16 protein-coding genes are annotated in these 18073 nt (G+C 37.4%); all 16 read right to left on the reverse strand.

Features of this window, described 5'->3' with window-relative positions; all coding sequences use genetic code 11:
• Window positions 1-264 precede the first annotated feature (264 nt).
• Window positions 265-1668 (reverse strand): HAMP domain-containing sensor histidine kinase, encoded by a 1404-nt coding sequence (locus BQ5364_RS08705; protein WP_071144070.1) that lies wholly within the window; start codon window positions 1666-1668, stop codon window positions 265-267.
• On the reverse strand, window positions 1652-2329 hold the full coding sequence (locus BQ5364_RS08710) for a response regulator transcription factor (RefSeq protein WP_071144071.1): 678 nt from the start codon (window positions 2327-2329) through the stop codon (window positions 1652-1654). The genes BQ5364_RS08705 and BQ5364_RS08710 overlap by 17 nt, the downstream gene beginning before the upstream one ends.
• A 283-nt stretch (window positions 2330-2612) precedes the next feature.
• Window positions 2613-3332, reverse strand: coding sequence for a hypothetical protein (locus BQ5364_RS08715; RefSeq protein WP_136017810.1), 720 nt, complete (start codon window positions 3330-3332; stop codon window positions 2613-2615).
• Between the two features lie 128 nt (window positions 3333-3460).
• The gene (locus BQ5364_RS17920; protein ID WP_159431678.1) at window positions 3461-3601 is read right to left on the reverse strand and encodes a hypothetical protein; all 141 of its coding nucleotides are present in this window, start codon (window positions 3599-3601) and stop codon (window positions 3461-3463) included.
• 17 nt (window positions 3602-3618) lie between these two features.
• Window positions 3619-4332, reverse strand: a complete 714-nt coding sequence (locus BQ5364_RS08720) for a DUF6710 family protein (RefSeq protein ID WP_071144073.1) — start codon at window positions 4330-4332, stop codon at window positions 3619-3621.
• Window positions 4333-4383: 51 nt separating this feature from the next.
• Window positions 4384-5043 carry a hypothetical protein gene (locus tag BQ5364_RS08725; protein ID WP_235837149.1) on the reverse strand — a complete coding sequence of 220 codons (660 nt, stop codon included), beginning with the start codon at window positions 5041-5043 and terminating at the stop codon, window positions 4384-4386.
• A gap of 260 nt (window positions 5044-5303) precedes the next feature.
• On the reverse strand, window positions 5304-5498 hold the full coding sequence (locus BQ5364_RS17770) for a hypothetical protein (protein WP_136017811.1): 195 nt from the start codon (window positions 5496-5498) through the stop codon (window positions 5304-5306).
• Window positions 5499-5748: 250 nt separating this feature from the next.
• Window positions 5749-6183, reverse strand: a complete 435-nt coding sequence (locus tag BQ5364_RS08730; RefSeq protein ID WP_071144075.1) for a sulfate permease — start codon at window positions 6181-6183, stop codon at window positions 5749-5751.
• Between the two features lie 16 nt (window positions 6184-6199).
• Entirely contained in the window at window positions 6200-6658 is a 459-nt protein-coding gene (locus BQ5364_RS08735; RefSeq protein WP_071144076.1) for a hypothetical protein, read from the reverse strand.
• 170 nt (window positions 6659-6828) lie between these two features.
• The gene (locus BQ5364_RS08740; RefSeq protein WP_083382764.1) at window positions 6829-7566 is read right to left on the reverse strand and encodes a hypothetical protein; all 738 of its coding nucleotides are present in this window, start codon (window positions 7564-7566) and stop codon (window positions 6829-6831) included.
• Window positions 7567-7782: 216 nt separating this feature from the next.
• A complete protein-coding gene (locus tag BQ5364_RS08745; protein WP_071144078.1) occupies window positions 7783-9777 on the reverse strand; it encodes an RHS repeat domain-containing protein in 1995 nt (664 codons plus the stop codon).
• A 22-nt stretch (window positions 9778-9799) separates the two neighbouring features.
• Entirely contained in the window at window positions 9800-10234 is a 435-nt protein-coding gene (locus BQ5364_RS08750) for a hypothetical protein (protein WP_071144079.1), read from the reverse strand.
• Complete coding sequence (locus BQ5364_RS08755) at window positions 10218-10622, reverse strand: hypothetical protein (protein ID WP_071144080.1); 405 nt, start codon at window positions 10620-10622, stop codon at window positions 10218-10220. Before BQ5364_RS08755 ends, BQ5364_RS08750 begins: the two co-directional genes overlap by 17 nt.
• Window positions 10615-15768: a DUF6531 domain-containing protein gene (locus BQ5364_RS08760; RefSeq protein WP_071144081.1), complete on the reverse strand. Its 5154-nt coding sequence runs from the start codon at window positions 15766-15768 to the stop codon at window positions 10615-10617. Before BQ5364_RS08760 ends, BQ5364_RS08755 begins: the two co-directional genes overlap by 8 nt.
• 307 nt (window positions 15769-16075) lie before the next feature.
• Entirely contained in the window at window positions 16076-16714 is a 639-nt protein-coding gene (locus BQ5364_RS08765; protein ID WP_071144082.1) for an RloB domain-containing protein, read from the reverse strand.
• Window positions 16714-18018, reverse strand: a complete 1305-nt coding sequence (locus tag BQ5364_RS08770; RefSeq protein WP_071144083.1) for an AAA family ATPase — start codon at window positions 18016-18018, stop codon at window positions 16714-16716. Before BQ5364_RS08770 ends, BQ5364_RS08765 begins: the two co-directional genes overlap by 1 nt.
• Window positions 18019-18073: the final 55 nt, after the last annotated feature.

The following is an 18073-nucleotide window of genomic DNA, read 5'->3' on the forward strand; positions in this document are numbered from 1 at the left end:
TTCCCAGGCTGTATCCATGCTCTACATCAATGGTCTCTTTGATCTTTTTCAAATGTTCTTTCATTTTTTCTCCTCTCAAAAATATTCTTACTTCTAATATTTCCTATCAATTTCATGTGGTTTTTATTAACTTTGTAATGTATAGTTTAAAGCAGTTTTTTATGATTTTCTTGTTGTTCTTGTATGTTTTTTGCGTAGATTGTACCAACTGCATTTATTTTAGAGCCAAAAAACATCCGCCTGTAATCACAAACGGATGTTTCTCTATTCTTTACATACTATTTTCACTTCTATCCCTTGATTAGTATTTTTAAAGTCACACTCATAATGATGTAATTCTACAATCATTTTTACAATATAAAGACCTAAACCACTTCCTCCTGCCTTTCTATTTCTAGATTTTTCTCGTCTATAAAATGCATCAAATAGTTTTGGGATCTCCTGTTCTGAAATATGTTCAGCATTATTCTCAACTGAAAATATTACACCTTCTTCATTTTTATACACCTTACACCAAATATTTCCATTATCCGGCGTATACTTTACGGCATTGCTAATTAAATTACCAATTACTTTCTGAAACAGTACTCTGTCCGCACAAATTTCTGTTTTCTCTTCTATTTCTGTATGCAAGGTCACACCTCTATCTGTCGCAATATCTTCCCATTCTTGTATAATTCCTTTTACGATACTGTCTAAAGATATAGTCGAAAAATTGAGTAAGAAACCTGCAGATTTCATTCTGGAAACATCTAATATCTCTTGAATTAATCCTTCCATTGAAAAAACTACCTCGTATGATCTTTTCAAATATTTATCCCGATCCTTATATCCACCAATTCCTGAAATCATTCCCTGAATTTGACCTTTCAATATGGTAACGGGGGTTTTTAGTTCGTGTGAAACTGCCGCAAAAAAAGAGAGTTGTTTCCGTTCCATTTCTTGTTCTCTTTGTATTTCATCTTGTAATATTTGATTTTTCTCTTTCAATTCTTGTAATGTATCTTCTAAGTGCTCTGCCAATTGATTTAAGTTTTCCCCTAAAATGCCTATCTCATCGCTTCTTTTTTCAGGATATGGTTTACGGAAATCTAATTTTACCATTCTTTTTGATGCCTCATTTACCTTTAGAATTGGTCTTGTAATATAACGGGCAAAAAATAAGGCAATTAAAATAGAGACTATCACCGTAATAACTCCCAAAGACGGTAAAATTCTATTTAGAACTTTTAGTCCTATATTAACCGACTCCTTTGTTCCAAATATTTGAAGTTTATAAACTGTACCTTCATTAGACTTTACAATATAATTTTTGGTAATTCCTTTACTATTTTGTGCCTTGGAACTATTCGCATCTGGAGCTAAAAAATAAGATATTCCCCCATAATTTCCTATTTCCTCTCCTTCTTGATTTTTCACAATGATAGATATTCCATATTCTATCGCAAATCGTTCCAAGGTCTTCTGAGTTTCCTCATTTGTCATATTACTTATTTGTTCAATTGTGGTATCTAATTCTTTCTCAAGGCTTTTATTTAATTCCGTCAAATAAAAATTAGACATACCAAAAGTAATCATTCCATAAATTGCTGCACTTAATGTCAATAATAGCATGATTGTTACTAAAAACACTTTGATCGTTAAGTGTTCTTTAATGTACTTTCTCAAGACGATATCCCACTCCTCTTACTGTTTCTATATAATTTCCAAAAGCGCCTAATTTCTTTCTTAAATTTTTAATATGATTATCTACCGCACGTTCATCACCATAAAATTCATATTTCCATAACCGATTTAGAAAGCTCTCTCTTGAAATTACTGCTCCCGGATGTTCCATTAGTTCTTTTAATATCTCATATTCCTTTTGTGTCAGATCAATGCTTTCTCCCTTTATAATTACCCGATAATTACCAATGATAAGGCAGATTTCACGATACCACATCTCATTATTTTCTGTTTCATCTTTTTTATCATATCTTCTAAATATCGCTTCTATTTTTTTTATCATAAGTGGTAAAGAAATCGGTTTCGGGATATAATCATCTATTTGCAATTCAAATCCTTTAATTTGATCTGCTTCGCTACTTAATGCACTGATCATAATAATTGGGACGTTTGAGTTTTGCCGGATAATTTCACATACAGCATATCCATCCATCTTAGGTAACATAATATCCAAAAGTACCATATCCGGATGTTCTTTGTTAAAAACTGCCACCCCTTCTACACCATCTTCTGCAACACATACTTGATAGTTTTGATCTTCTAAAAAAAATTGTATCATTTCTTGTATATCCAAATCATCTTCTACAATCAAAATTTTCTGCATAATATCATCTCCTAAATAATTCTATTTTATCAGCTTACTTTGTAATTTGTGTGTAGTTTTCATATCTTCTGGCTCTTTTGTATTCTTTTTTCACCTACGAACCTCCAACCCAAAAGGCAGCAGCATATCAAAACTAATATACTGCCGCCCACACGTTCCTATTTACTTAAATCCCAGCAATCCTATAACTCTACATTTATATGCTGTTTTCAAAAGACATAATATCTTGTAACGTCTCCAAAAGTATTCAATAACACACGCCTTTTTTATTACTCAATAGACTTTATACTCTTGGTATCACTTTCATTTCATTCGTGTTTGCTTTTGGCCATGTTATTTCTTGTTCCTTTGGAAGAAATTGCTTCATTATCTTTTCTATTTTAGACTCTTCTGCATAAAAACAAATAGTTTTATTCTTTTCAGCAGAACCCCCCTTCAATGTTGGAAAAATCTTAAAAATTTCTGCATCAGAAGAAATATCCGCCAAGTGCATTTGCATTGCGTAAATATTGAAATCGTGATAATATACAACCTTCATAGAAGGAAGATCATTTGCTGCCAGAAATTCTTCTGTAATGGATTCTGTTTCTTCATTTTTATATAGTAAATGATTTTTTTCAAAATTCATTTCTGAAACTTCACCTATAATTTTTTCAGTATCTACATCAATTATAATTCCGATTTTTGGCAAAGGATCTCCAGAACTTTTCCGATACCCGATTTTTTCTAAAATGACGCAGACACAGTTATTTTGCTGATATAAACATGGTATTATCTGTTCTTCTGCAATCTGGTAATCCTGGAGATATTCTTCCAAAATTCTTTTACAGTCCACTTTCTTTTGAACAGTTCCTCTATCTATATCATAAAACAAAAGTTTACAGGTTTCTAATTCTGTATATCGTTCAATGTAGGTTTTGAATTCATTTTGAGTTTCGATTTCAATATCTACAACATACTTTCCTGGAAATACAAAGGGAACCACATCTCTATCTACATCCATAGGCATAAAATAGGACCATTCGCTATTTTCATTGTAACTATTCCATTCTTGTCCAGTTTTCTTTGTAGAGCAGCCCGACAGCAGAAAAGCAAACACAAGAGTCAATGCTATAAATTATATTCTATTTTTTAACATTTTTTCTTATCTTTTCTCTGTAACTCAATCTGATGTTTCATCAGTTCTAAAGTCTGTTCCACTAATTTTTCAGAAGGTTTATTCTTATCCATTCTTTCTTTATATTTTTCTACCCAGTTCTCTGTATTCTCCATCACTATCACCTTCCCATCTAATTAACATCATAGTACACATATCCGTTTTCATCTTTTGCATTTTTCAAAACTCTTGCCATTTCAAACAAAAGTCCAAACGTATATGTGAATGGTTCTGAATTATTTTTTAAATTCTCAATATTTACTATTTTATTCGTTTCTACACTCACATATTTTTTTCCATCAAATCTATATCTTTCAAGAACTTCAGAAATATCAATAACCGTATTTACAATTATTTCTCCTTCATCATAGATAATAGCCGCATTCACAGAATGATTTCCATTATCAACGACTACCAGACCTAATGGTTCTATTAAAACTGCCTGAATATTATATGCAAACGAAATCCCATTAAAGGGATTCTTATTTATCTCTCCCAGTCCTATCAATCCGTCAATCATACGAGAATGATTCCAAACACATGATATAATAGGAGTATTTTGAACCTTTAAACATATGTTACATTTTTGCCAAAAATCAAACGACAAATCCAGTAAAAAACTATTCAAAATAGCTCTCATATAATCTATTTCCTGATAATTCCTATCATTATACATACATTTCGTAAGTAATTCACTTTGTATAGAATTTGCCATAAATTTAATTACCGAACGCACAGATTCCTTTTTACCTTCATTTACCAATTTTTTAAAATCTTCGATGAATATCTGTGTATTCTCCTCAATCGTAACCTCTTGTTGTTTTTTCTTCTGTTTTTTTAAAAACATACTACCTCCTGTTAAATTGTTTATTACTTTTTTATATTATATCGGAAAATTTTACTGTTTACACATATCATTTATAAGTTGTATTTTTTCGATAGGAATATTGTATATCCTAGAAAATTCATTAATGGTCCAATTATTATAGACTAGAAAACTTCTAGTTACATATACATCGGAATTTGATTCCTTAATTAAGTGATAAATACTCAATTTGTCATGACAATTAAAACTATAAGAAGGCGTGCTCTTCAAATTTCCATTTGTTATTTTCTTATCATATTGTTCTTTTATATTCTTCACTTCGTTTATATAAACTGTTATATTGCTTATATATTCCTTTCTTCCTTTTTTCTTTGTATAAAAATATGGTTCAGTTAAACCAATATTATAGATTCCTCTTGGTGTAGTTGAAAGTGTAAAAATCAGCGTATTAATATCTTTATATAGTATGTTTTTTTTTCTAACACCATAAACCAATTTTTGTTCTAATAATCTATATCGCCGTTGACTAAGAAAGCAATAAAAAATAAAAAGAAGTACAATTAGACTGCCTATAAAAAATATTATTTTTTTAGGATATATTTTAAAATCAAATGAAAAAATAAGTTCACTTAAACAAAAAGAAAATAATATACATATAATTATTCCTGATATAAAATCAAACAAATTGGAAAATTTACTACCCCCCATGATATAATCATAACTTTTATTCATTATAGCACCCTCCCATCGTTATATCTAAAAGGAAATTGTCTAATATTCCAAAAAAATTATTCAACTGGTCACCAAATCTTTTCGTGTAGTTTACCATTAACTCTTCAAGAATATTTTCATTCAATGTACCAACTTATCCCTTTTTAATATCACTCTAACTTGGAAATGCACCATTCAAAGCACCAATACCATTGGTGCTTTGAAGCAGTAACTACATCGTTTCATTCTGAATGATAGACCTATAAGCCTGCAATCAAATCCTATTCTATATATCTTCTATGTTCTGATACTGGTCTTTCCAAAGAATCCGTATCCATAACTCGCCTTAAGGTTTCCGGCACTGTCCTCAATCCGGAGCGGGCTTCCCAGTTCATATGGTAGGTGTAGTTCCTTTCCCCACTTTCTTCTTTCCATGTCCGTTTTCCAAAAGTATCATACCCATACCAGGTTTGCATCTGCCCATCCTTTTAGATTTCAGACAGCCTTCCAAGTGCATCGTAATCATAGCGGTAGTGTCTGTTCTCCTGTTTCCTTGGTTCTGATATAGATCTCCGTATCCATAACTTTGAAAAAGCGTTCCAGAACTGACTTCAATCTTCAGAGGGATTCACACTTCATCCTAAAGATAATAATGTCGTAACGACTGTGGTCATATTGATAATGCTCTTTCGGAAACATATTCTCCAAAGAAATTTCTTATATTTACTACTGTTTCCACTTTGTAATTGTTGCATATTTGGTGAATGGTAAATATATTATGTTAACTGCATCCCCCTCTTTTAGCCAATCAACTCTTCCAACACGGTATTTTTTATTATTATCATTAACACAAATAAACATACCTTTTTTTTCACTAACTACTCCTTGTACAGTTTTATAATTCTTTGATAAAACATACGGTAAATCTAACGTAGATGGCACTATTATCAACAACGAATATATTATACATATTAATAGCAAAAATCTTTTACATAATTTATCAATTTTTTCTTCATTTCTTTTTGCCCATTCCTGTTGTCCTGGATAAAAAAATTGCCATCGTACAATTTTTACTTTTTTTAATATAAACGCCAAACAAACAACTACAAATATACTAATAATATAATACATCCAAAACATTAATATTCTATTTGCATTCATATATATTTTTCCTCTCCTATTCTGAGCATGGCTGACTTATGACATCATAATTTTTGATAGCTGCTAGACCTGATAAACTTGAACCCATCGAAAAAATAGTTGATCCACTAAATAATGCCCATTTTTCAAAACCAACTACATTGCCGCTTATTTTGACTCCGTAATTGAATGGACCTCCTATTGTTAATTGAATTCCTCCTGAAATCAATGCATGTCCTAGCATAGTTATTCCATCATATAATCCTGGATTATCCATATTTTCAAAACCATCTGCAACTACGCTGCCTGCTACACCACCTAAAAAATCATTTATAAATGGAATTGGGATGAAAGAAGAAATTGCTCCATTTATTGCCCCACTACAAAATCCATTTAATGCATTTCCACCTGTTGCTGCATTAATTCCAGCACCTATACCACCACCGATTAAAGCTGTAGCTCCCACAAGAGTTGCAATACCTGTACCTGCTGTCACTGCGGAAATAGCGACTGCAGCTGTTACAACAGTGGCTGTTATGAAAACTTTTCCAATATCTTTTTTATGATCATCTATCCATTCATCAACTCTACCTATTGCATCTCCTACATTTTGAATCCCTTTATTGATTGTGAATCTTGAAAAAACTATATGCTAACAAAAATTTTCTATTCTCTTATTTCATAAGATAATGTATCTCCTGAATGATTACTAGTAAGATTTAAATAATACCACAAATAAAAATCTTGTCCCAATAATTCAAAATGTACAATTTCATCAGGTTGTTGTTCTTCTATTTTCAAACTATATATATTATCATCTGGCACCACACCATATACAAATCTTGTATTCTTGGGATTTACATTTAAATCTTGCAACGTATCACTAAGAGTAAGTTGAAGTTTAATGCCTTTACTTGTCTTTAATCCGTATTTTGTATCTTTTGTAACTTTATCGGATACTTTTGTTAAAAAAACATATTTTTGTTTTCCTTCGAGTTCCTTGATTTTAAATTTAGCAAATGTTGTTGCTGCTTCCGTTTTTCCTTTTTCTGATATAAAATAGATAGCAATATATTCTTCGCTTTTGAATTCCTTTATAATTTTATCTATATTTCGCATGTAATCATCTTCAGGCGGAATATCAATATTAGGATTCTTCATTGCCTGTTCCAATGTATCAGAATATTCCTCATCAGGGATGCTTTCTTCATCTACTTTTGTCCCCATTGGATTTACAATATCTAGCGGAACATATTCTTTTGTTTCTTCCGGTTTATATGTGTAAATCCTATCTTGTTTTTTTTCCCTACAACCCCTTGAAAAAATTCCAATAATAAAAAGTATCAAAAATACAAATACTACTAAAAAAATAATAACCTTTAAAATTTTTATTATCTTTTTCATTTTAATCTCCATTCCGCCGCCTTTCAGTTGGCGACTTAATTATTAAGGCATCCCAGCATCAGTATCAGATGCACCCACCCGTTTGTTTATTGATGTGCAGGTGCGCCTCTCTGCTTAGATGGGAATACTCTTAAAATCGGTTCACTTTGTGCGCCTATTTTTTGTATCCATTCCACGATTTTGGCTTAACATACATTCTTTCACACTAATGCCTCCTTATCCAGTACATAATTCTCCAAGTTTAGGAAATAATCTTTGTAACATATCTCCTAAAGCAGGTAGCTTACTAGTCACATATGCAAATAAAGGTGCTAAAGCTCCATCGTCAGCAAAACCTACTCCTGTTGTATTGTCCGCTATAAGTAATATAATTGCAATTATAGCAGCTAACGATACCACACCCTCTCCAATTTGTTTCCAGTTTGCAATGTGACGCTCTAAAGAGTAAGACCACTTTAAATTTGCATGGTTTGTGATTACTATGTCATTCGGAAGTTCAAAAGGCATATTCTCCGACGTCCCATTAAATCCTCCTTGCATTCCTAAACCTGAACTATTAATATATAGTCCTCCTGATGCTGAAATTTTTCTATCATTATCTGTATACTTTATCCCTGATTTCAATTTCCATGTGGAAATATTTGCATTTTCCCCTGACAATGAAAGGTTTGAGTTAGGAATAAGTTGTCCTAAATTTAGTGTCCAACTTTGGGTACCCGTCCCAGCACCATGTTTAAACACAAGCAAATTTCCTCCTTCATGTGCAGTTACTTCATATGTTCCTCCGTATAAATCTGTTTTATATATCGTAATATCATTACCTATAATATATTTATGTATTACACTTTCATCTATCCAATGCCACGCATCCTTAACTGCTTCTATTCCATCATTTACAATGCTTCCAATCTCTTTAACCCATTTCGGTAATGCACCATCCAAATCTACCAATACCATCGGTGCATTATAACAGTAACTGTAACGGTTCATACTGAACGGCAGATTCAGAAAGCCTGCAATCAAATCCTGTCCTGCGAACCTGCCACTCTCTGCCAGATATTCCCTCGCCTGGGCATAATACGTCCCTGCAGTCTCATCTCTCTGGTATCCCGTATAGCCAAACGGCTGTATCTTCCCCTGGTTCTGATACAGGTCTTCCCCGAAGGCTCCGTATCCATAACTCTCTTTGAGAATTCCGGCACTGTCTTCAATCCGAAGCGGACTTCCCAGTTCGTCCTGAAGGTAATAGTTCCGTTCCCCATTTTCTTCATACGCTGCCACGTTCCCGTCCCAGAAGTATCTCTGGTTTCGGTTTTCCTCTGTCCGCTCCAGGAGGTTATAATACTGTCTGGTCAGGTCCAGGGTATAGGTGATCTGCCGGCTGTTTCCGATTTCCATGCCAATCCTGCTTTGCGGATCCAGTTTCTCCAGCTTCTCTTTTGGAAGGACACCTTCCTGCTTTCCTACCCGGTGTCCCAGTCCGTTGTACTGATACCTTGCCTGTTTTCCTGCCGCATCCACCGCTTCTTCCAGACGGTTGATCGCACCGTAGACATACTGTTTTTTCCATGCCCCGTTTTCTTGAATGCCGGTTAGGTTTCCTCTTTTATCATAACGGTATGCTCTTAGGATCTCTCCATGTTTTTCGCTTACCATCTGGTTCAGGGCATTGTACTGGTAGGACGTCCTTTCCCCGCTTTCTTCTTTCCATGTCCGGTTTCCAAAGGCATCATACCCATACCGGGTCTGCATCTGCCCGTCCTTTTGGATTTCTGACAGCCTGTCCAGTGCATCATAGCTATAGTGGTAGCTGCCACTTTCTTCGGTTAAGCCACGCCGCTCTTTTGTAATTCCGGTTTTATTTCCCAAAAGGTCATACAGATAGGTATAGCGGTCAAGGACGCCTTCTTGATCGCTATGTACCAGTTCTGTCAGCTGGTCTTTTCTGTCGTAAGTGTAGGTGGTCTTTGTTCCATTCGGGAACTGCTTTTTACACAGCCTGCCCATAGGGTCATACGCATAGGTGATGATGCTGTCCCCTTCTTTTAGTTCCGAAAACCGGAGCTGGTCATCATAACCATAGAAGACCGTCTTGCCATCCGGATAGGTCATGCTTTTTCTTTCCCCTGCTTTTCCATAGGTATAGGATACTTCCCTTCCATCCGGGTACTGCACCTTTTGTGCTCTTCCCAGTGCATCATAAACAAACATGGACTTTGCCCTATCCTCTTTGTTAATCTATGTTGAATAAAGGATAAACTTCTATAATTCTTCCAAATCTAGTATGTGGGAGATACGCAACTTTGACATATTGATTGTTTAAATTTTTCTTGTAAAAAAAATTAATACCTTTTACATATTTTCCGTTTTTATCAATTATACTTCCCTCTTGCCATGATTCTATCGCTTTGCTATTTTCTATCATTTTTCCCTCTATAATATGATATTTTCCTTCTATCGCATTAGAAATATCTTTTATACAAGGGTGTAAAAGTAAACAATAGCTAACCAAAACCCAAAATAATAACAAAACTTTTATTGACCATGTCCATAATACAAGGGCCAAAAGAAAAAACATAAATATTCCACAAAATACTCCTATATAAATATAATAAAGCTGTCTTATTGTCTTATCGATTTTTAATATCTTTCTAATCATTTTTTCCATCTGTTTTCTCCATTAAAATTCCAAATTTTAAATGTTTAAGATACTTTACCACCAAATAGTCGCCTTTATTGATTTTTTCTGAAAAAAACATAAGTGTAATTTTTCTTCCTGATGTATCTTCTAAAATTTCAGCAGTCCTCCACGGAACTTTTGAGCTTTTACTATTATTTAATGCAATCCCTGAAGTTACTTCATACCTGTTATTCAATGCGTTACCATAATCTAGAACACACGGTATTATTGCAACAATAAGTTCTACTGTAAGAATAACAAGCCCTACTATTACTAGTACTTTTCTTCTTTTTAATATAAGTCCAACAGATATGATAGAAATAACTATCATACAGATAAATATAATAATAAAAAATATCTTTACCTCTTTATCCATTACATGCCTCCTCAATTCTTCTATATAGCCCATCTAAAATTGCCGTAATTTCATCTTCACCTATCCATTCATTTTTCAACTTTTGAGCCCCAAACCGTGCTCCAAGAGAGAGAATCAAATTTCTAGCTGGTCCAACAATATAATCTAATGCGGTATACTGTTCTACTCCTCCTATCTGTTCCAGTGCTTGAGTTCCTCCCACACCTACTATTGTAATAAGTGCCTGTATAAAACTAGGACTTTTTGCAAACTTTCCTGCAAGTGCTGTTGATAGCATACTTCCAGCGTAGGTTTCCATAGAAGAAAGATCTCCAGCCACAAAATCAGAGATCCCTTGAACTAATCCCCCAGCTACAGTAGCCCTTTTCGAAATCTTCCACGAATGGTATATTGCCACACCTCCCATTGCAGATGATGCATATCTCTTGAGTGGTGAAATTGTCATTTCTTTCGTGTTTATACTTGTTAATAAATCAAAAACACCTCTAGCAGACGCTCCAAATGTAGCGGCTTTTGCTGTATTAACTGCTATACCAGCTGCTCCAGCAGATGATAATGCTCCTACCGCCCCTACTCCTGTTCCTATAAGAGCTCCGGCTGCGCCTCCTTTTAAGGCATTTTTCCCTGCTTTTCCCCAATCAATATCTTCTCCCTTGGATACGTCACAAATAATAGAGCCGATTCCCCCAATAGCTCCACCTATCAATGCTCCGACTCCAATAGTAGCTAAAAATGCTAATTTTCCATCAGAATCTACATATATTAAGGAATTGTTCCAACAATATCCATATCTATTAAGTGTTTCCGGATACTCAACAAAACCAACAATCAAATCCTGCCCTGCAAATCTTCCATTTTCCACCAGATATTCCCTTGCCTGGGCATAGTAGGTTCCTGATACCTCATCTCTCTGATATCCTGTATATCCAAATGGCTGTATCTTCCCTTGGTTCTGATACAGGTCTTCCCCAAAGGCTCCGTATCCATAACTCTCTTTGAGAATTCCGGCACTGTCCTCAATCCGAAGCGGGCTTCCCAGTTCGTCCTGAAGGTAATAGTTTCGTTCCCCATTTTCTTCATACGCTGCCACGTTCCCGTCCCAGAAGTATCTCTGGTTTCGGTTTTCCTCTGTCCGCTCCAGGAGGTTATAATACTGTCTGGTCAGGTCCAGGGTATAGGTGATCTGCCGGCTGTTTCCGATTTCCATGCCAATCCTGCTTTGCGGATCCAGTTTCTCCAGCTTCTCTTTTGGAAGGACACCTTCCTGCTTTCCTACCCGGTGTCCCAGTCCGTTGTACTGATACCTTGCCTGTTTTCCTGCCGCATCCACCGCTTCTTCCAGACGGTTGATCGCACCGTAGACATACTGTTTTTTCCATGCCCCGTTTTCTTGAATGCCGGTTAGGTTTCCTCTTTTATCATAACGGTATGCTCTTAGGATCTCTCCATGTTTTTCGCTTACCATCTGGTTCAGGGCATTGTACTGGTAGGACGTCCTTTCCCCGCTTTCTTCTTTCCATGTCCGGTTTCCAAAGGCATCATACCCATACCGGGTCTGCATCTGCCCGTCCTTTTGGATTTCTGACAGCCTGTCCAGTGCATCATAGCTATAGTGGTAGCTGCCACTTTCTTCGGTTAAGCCACGCCGCTCTTTTGTAATTCCGGTTTTATTTCCCAAAAGGTCATACAGATAGGTATAGCGGTCAAGGACGCCTTCTTGATCGCTATGTACCAGTTCTGTCAGCTGGTCTTTTCTGTCGTAAGTGTAGGTGGTCTTTGTTCCATTCGGGAACTGCTTTTTACACAGCCTGCCCATAGGGTCATACGCATAGGTGATGATGCTGTCCCCTTCTTTTAGTTCCGAAAACCGGAGCTGGTCATCATAACCATAGAAGACCGTCTTGCCATCCGGATAGGTCATGCTTTTTCTTTCTCCTGCTTTTCCATAGGTATAGGATACTTCCCTTCCGTCTGGGTACTGTACCTTTTGTGCTCTTCCCAGTGCATCGGGAGTGATCTTTGTACTTCCTAACCAGTCCTGCACCTCCAAAAGCTGCCGGAGCGGGTTATAGGACAGTTTCACTTCTCTTCCGTCCGCATACTGGATACCGGATAAATCTCCCTGTTTTGTATAGGCATACTTTGTCAGGTAACCCTCCTTATCCAGTTTGCTAAGGAGCTGCCCTTTCTTATCATAAGTATAAACTTCCTTCTGTCCCAGGGCATCCATGGTTTCTGTGACCTGTCCCCGCAGATTCCTTGTATAACGGGTGACCTGGCACAGCCGGTTTCTTCCATTCTGTTTCTCTGCTTCCAGAAGGTCTGTATCCATACCGGATCCTTCTGTATCTTCCTTCAGGCTTCCCTCTGCACCATACTGGCGGATCTCGATGAGCCGGTCACAGGCATCATACTGGTATTCGGTTTCATTTCCAAGGGCATCCGTTACTTTTGCAAGCCGCCCGCTTAAGGTATAGGCATACCGGGTGATGTTTCCCTCCCCGTCTGTCATGGAAGTCACATTTCCAAGGGCATCATAAGTATAGGATTTCTTCTCCCCTTCACTTCCTGTGATCTCCGTGATCCGGTCCATGCTGTCATATCCATAACGCAGCACAAACCCGGTGGCAAGGGTATGGGTTTCCAGGTTTCCGTTGGCATCATAGGTAAAGGCTTCTTCTGTACCATCTGAGTATTGGATTTTTTCTAATAGTCCGCCTTTTTGATACTGGTAACAAGTAGTACGCCCTGCCTCATCGGTGATGCTCTCCACATCGCCTAACGGGGTATAAGTATAATGTCTGCTCTCCCCAAGGACGTTGGTTTCTTTCACCAGGTTCCCGTTTCCATCGTATTCCATGGATACGGTATTGCCCAGGGCATCTTCTGCCTCTATGAGATTTCCTTCCCCATCATACCGGTAGGCATAATGGAGTCCTTCTTCTCCGTTTACTTCCACCACTCTTCCAAGGGCATCATAAACAAACGTGGTCTTCGCCCCGTTTTCATCTTCTTCCCCGGTCCGGTTCCCGTTTCCATCGTAGGTATAGCGTACCACTGCCCCGTCTGCATATTTGATCCGGGATAACAGGTTTTCTTCATTATAAAGATAGGTAGTCCTTGCACCGTCCGGTGCTGTCACCCTTGCAAGGTTCCACATGCTGTCATAAGTCAGGAGGGTTTCCCTTCCTTCTTTATCAATGATCTTGCTTGGGCGGTTTAAGACATTGTATTCCCTTTGGATGCTCGCCCCGTCAAAGTCTGTCACCTTCGTTACTTTTCCACTTGCATTGTATTCATAGCTTTGGCAGTTTCCCTCCGCATTTTCCACGCAGGTCACATTTCCTATCACATCATACGCATACTTTGTGACATTCCCTTTTCCATCGGTACTTTCCACCATCCGGTTCAGGGTATCATACCCATACTGGGTCATATTTCCCTGTGCATCTTCGATCGCTGTGATATTTCCCTTTGCATCATAGGAAAGTGTGATCCGGCTTTTGTCTGCCTGCAGGATGGTCTGCGGCCACCCTGCTTCCGTATAGGTGATCTCCACTTCATTTCCAAGGGCATCCCTGGTTTTTACAAGCCTTCCCTGTGCGTCGTATTCCCCGCACAGTTTATCCTTTCCATTTATCCTGATCCCGGTTGGCTGGTTCTTTTCCCCATACCGGATCTCCGTCTTGTTCCCAAGGGCATCAATCACGCGCACCAGGTTTCCTGCCGGATCATAGGCATACTGGGTCTTATTTCCAAGCCGGTCCACATACAGAGTTTTCTGGTTATTCTGGTTATAGGCAAAACGTTCCTCCCCGTTGCTGTGGATATGCTTCACATCCCGGTACTTGTCATCATGGACATAGATCACCCGGCTGCCATTCCGTTCCGTAAGTTCTACGGCCTTCTTTTCTGCATCATATACATAAGACATCCGTGTCCCGTCCGGGAACTTCTGTAAGGTGGTGCGGTGTTCCTCATCAAAGAAGTTTTCCACCGTCACGATTCCCCTTTGGTTCTCCACCTGCTCCAGTTTTCCCTGCGGGGTATAGCCATAGCGGAAAGTGTTCCCATCCGGAAGCGTCACTTCCTTCAGAAGTCCCCCCTGATACTGATAGGACAGGCATCTTCCTACATGGTCTTCCACACGTTCCAGCATGCCATCTGCTCCGTAGGAAAAGGCAAAGAATTCCCCGGTGTCCTTTTCCGCTTTTACCAGATGGAAAGGTGCTTCCGTTTCATACGTAAATGTTACTCGGCCGCCCAAAAGGGTCTCCGTTTCCAGACACATTCCTTCCCTGTCAAAGCGATAGACTTTTTGTTCCCTGGTACGGTACGTATATCCGTCTTCTGCTTTCTCCAATGTTCCCTCACTGGCAAACAAAGAAAGATAGCGGTCCTTCTCCCAGAAAAAACGTTCCTCTTTCCCGTCTTCCCTGAGAAGCACCGCTTCCCCATCTGTAAACTCCAGATGTACTTCATAATTATGGTTCCAGTCCTTTCCAAGCACACCCTCTCGACCGTTGATGGCATTGTAAAACCGGCGGAACACAAACGGCTCCCTTCCGCCAACCTCCAGATCAGTTCGGTCATAGATAAAGTTTCCGGTGCTTAGGTTTACCGGGTCTTTGGAAAAGGCATGGCAGATGGTTTCCGCTCCTTTAATGTTCGCCATCAGTTTCTCCACTGCCTTCTCTGCATTTTCCGTTACCTTGTTCCATCTTGCCTGTACTTCCTCAAAGGCTTTTTTAAAGGCGGAATAATCGGTGGTAAGCGGAGTATGGATCAAAAACTGCTCCATTTCCTCCAAAAGTGTCTGCAGGTTTTTCGTGACCCCCATAAGCTCCCTGGTCTGGGCAGCATAGTCCGTATCGGCTGCCGGGATCAGCTCACAGGCTCTTACGCGGCAGTTTTCCAGCTTGGTCAGTGCGTCCTCGATTTTCTCTGTTTTTAAGGCACTGCGAAGTTCAGAAACACTGTAAACCGCCCCATAATGACGTACTTCGCCAGGCACTTCTGCAAGTGCCTCATCTGCCTGCTCTGCATAAGTTTTCATGTTTGAAATATGGGTTTTGCACCCGTTTAACAATGTTTTCAGTTCATTGCACAGCGTTGTGATCTCGCTTACCTGGAACACTCGTTTCATTCTATTCCCACCTTTCTTTCATAATGAATAACTTCTCCTTTGTTGATGATTTCTCCATATATTTACTTTTAAAGAGTTGTTTACTTTTCGTGATTTTTCCTTCATTTTACATGATTTTGCCCTAATTTTCAATATTTATAAAAGTTTTTTTGTGCATCATAACCTAGCACTTCTCAATTTGAAAGCATCTAAGTTTTCGGGATAACATTTTTTCTGATAATAAAAAAACTCCTTTGCATTCTGCTATACCAAAGATTGTCTTTCCTTCTATATAGCAAAAACCACAAGAGAGTTTTTAGCCACTTTTTTAGTTTTTTAAATTTTCCAAAAGTTTAATTGCTTCTTGTACCGTTGTAAATGTACGTGATGATTGATATAACCATCGATTCCTTACATCAGAGTCTTCTAACGTAGGTAAACCTTCTATTTGCCCTAATACCCAATCTCCATTTATAGAAGCTTGTTTAAAATGATCTGCTATTTTCCTCGTTGTGTTAGAATCTCCTTTTACATAACCAGGACATTCATTCTGTAACAATCTTAGAACATTCTCTTTTTCCGCAACCGTTTGAATAGATGGAACCACTTTTTTATAGTGTAATAAAAACCAAAATTCAACGCAGCCTGTTGTCATTAACAATCTTACACGTATGTTCGGTTTCTTACGTAACTTTTTTAATGTAGAAACAATTTTCTGAATCCTATCCCAGCTTCCCGTCTGTCCGTCATCGACATCAAAGAAAAACCATATTTCATCTGTCACCTCTGCATTATTCCGATACTTCGCATCTTTTTTAAATTTTTTATCGGCTACTTCAAACAGACCTTTTACTGGTTTTTGAATCACTGCAACATCTTCAAATTTTTCTTTCAAATATTTAGTGTACTCGATTTCGCTTTCGCCTTCGCAAAAGACGTAAATAAGAGGTTTTATCTTTCGTGCCATTATTCAACCTCCATGGTATCTACATCTGGAACCGCACCATATTTTCCTACAAGATATGCTTTTCTGATATTATCATTTGTTCTTACTGGAAGTTCCGTTAAATTGAACAATTCCGAAACACCGTTTCTTTTATTCTTATCAACAAAATATACCTGATCTTTTCTTAATATCTCCATATTCAATAATTCCGTATCATGTGTTGTAAAAATAATCTGTGCATGACCTGGATTGGTTTCTGGACTTTGAAATTTAGAAATGATAAATTCGACTAATAATGGGTGCAATTCCCGATCAATCTCATCTACCATCAATATCCCACCTTTTTGTAACACACGTTCAATTCCTGGGGCAAGTGACATGAGTCTTCTTGTTCCATCAGATTCATCCGAAAGTTCCAATGTAAATAGTTCTTCCTCTCCTGCTTGATTTAATCCACGATGAATGGAGGAGGTTTTCACTTCTCCTATTTTTAAGTTCATTTCAGCAGCTTCTGAAGAATCCTTTAATGCCAGAGTAAATTGTTTTAACGCAGCAACAATTCCCTCCGGAAGATTATTAGGAAGCGAATCATTTGCAGATAATTCTTCATTTCTAATTTCAAAAGACATATCCTCTATCCCAACATCTGCCTGCTTTGCATAAGACACAATTGCTTTTAGCATATTCACATCTTCTGCATGTTCCAATAATTGACTTGGTATATCTGTATAATCTTTTGAAAAATAAATACTTTCCCTAAACCATCTCATAGCATCAATACATGGCTGGTAATTCATCACACATGCAATTGAAAAAAATAATTGATTTGATGCAACTGCTTCTGCTATCATTTCCTTTTTCCTTTTTTCGCCATTTGAAGGGAATGAAAACTCCTGATAATTTCTTGAAAATATTTCTGCTTTTTGTCCTTTTGGTGCCGAATACAAATATTCTTTTACAATTTCTTTTTTTGTGGCTGAAAATCCATAAATGTATTTGACACCATCCTGAATGTATTCATATTCAAATCCTGTTGGACACTGTTCCGAATAATCATTTAATGAAAAAGCACGCACTGGAATTTCTGCTTTTTCATGCTGCGTTTTTTGTGCATTTCTTATAAATTGCACACCCAACCAGAAAGCACGAATTACATTACTTTTTCCACCACCGTTTTTCCCCAAAATAGCTACAGCTGGAAGAACTCCTTTCTTTTTATACGGTAAAAGACAACTTTTATATTCTGCATTTCCTTTTGCTTCCATAGACAAAATGCTTTTGTCCCTAAATGAACGATAATTTTCAAATTCAAATTTAATCAGCATATCATATCCCTCCTTATATGATATAGTATATCCATAATCTGATAGAAATACAAGG

The sequence above is a fragment of the Coprococcus phoceensis genome, assembly GCF_900104635.1.
GTDB classification, from domain to species: Bacteria; Bacillota; Clostridia; order Lachnospirales; family Lachnospiraceae; genus Faecalimonas; species Faecalimonas phoceensis.

What these genes read in the sequence shown, in the direction of transcription:
- BQ5364_RS08760 (WP_071144081.1), bottom strand. Translation starts at nt 15,768, where the DNA reads ATGAAACGAGTGTTCCAGGTAAGCGAGATCACAACGCTGTGCAATGAA.
- BQ5364_RS08745 (WP_071144078.1), bottom strand. Translation starts at nt 9,777, where the DNA reads ATGTTTGTTTATGATGCACTGGGAAGAGCACAAAAGGTGCAGTACCCG.
- BQ5364_RS08710 (WP_071144071.1), bottom strand. Translation starts at nt 2,329, where the DNA reads ATGCAGAAAATTTTGATTGTAGAAGATGATTTGGATATACAAGAAATG.
- BQ5364_RS17920 (WP_159431678.1), bottom strand. Translation starts at nt 3,601, where the DNA reads ATGGAGAATACAGAGAACTGGGTAGAAAAATATAAAGAAAGAATGGAT.
- BQ5364_RS08755 (WP_071144080.1), bottom strand. Translation starts at nt 10,622, where the DNA reads ATGGATAAAGAGGTAAAGATATTTTTTATTATTATATTTATCTGTATG.
- BQ5364_RS08730 (WP_071144075.1), bottom strand. Translation starts at nt 6,183, where the DNA reads ATGAATGCAAATAGAATATTAATGTTTTGGATGTATTATATTATTAGT.
- BQ5364_RS08720 (WP_071144073.1), bottom strand. Translation starts at nt 4,332, where the DNA reads ATGTTTTTAAAAAAACAGAAGAAAAAACAACAAGAGGTTACGATTGAG.
- BQ5364_RS08740 (WP_083382764.1), bottom strand. Translation starts at nt 7,566, where the DNA reads ATGAAAAAGATAATAAAAATTTTAAAGGTTATTATTTTTTTAGTAGTA.
- BQ5364_RS08750 (WP_071144079.1), bottom strand. Translation starts at nt 10,234, where the DNA reads ATGGAAAAAATGATTAGAAAGATATTAAAAATCGATAAGACAATAAGA.
- BQ5364_RS17770 (WP_136017811.1), bottom strand. Translation starts at nt 5,498, where the DNA reads ATGCAAACCTGGTATGGGTATGATACTTTTGGAAAACGGACATGGAAA.
- BQ5364_RS08715 (WP_136017810.1), bottom strand. Translation starts at nt 3,332, where the DNA reads ATGGATGTAGATAGAGATGTGGTTCCCTTTGTATTTCCAGGAAAGTAT.
- BQ5364_RS08725 (WP_235837149.1), bottom strand. Translation starts at nt 5,043, where the DNA reads ATGAATAAAAGTTATGATTATATCATGGGGGGTAGTAAATTTTCCAAT.
- BQ5364_RS08770 (WP_071144083.1), bottom strand. Translation starts at nt 18,018, where the DNA reads ATGCTGATTAAATTTGAATTTGAAAATTATCGTTCATTTAGGGACAAA.
- BQ5364_RS08765 (WP_071144082.1), bottom strand. Translation starts at nt 16,714, where the DNA reads ATGGCACGAAAGATAAAACCTCTTATTTACGTCTTTTGCGAAGGCGAA.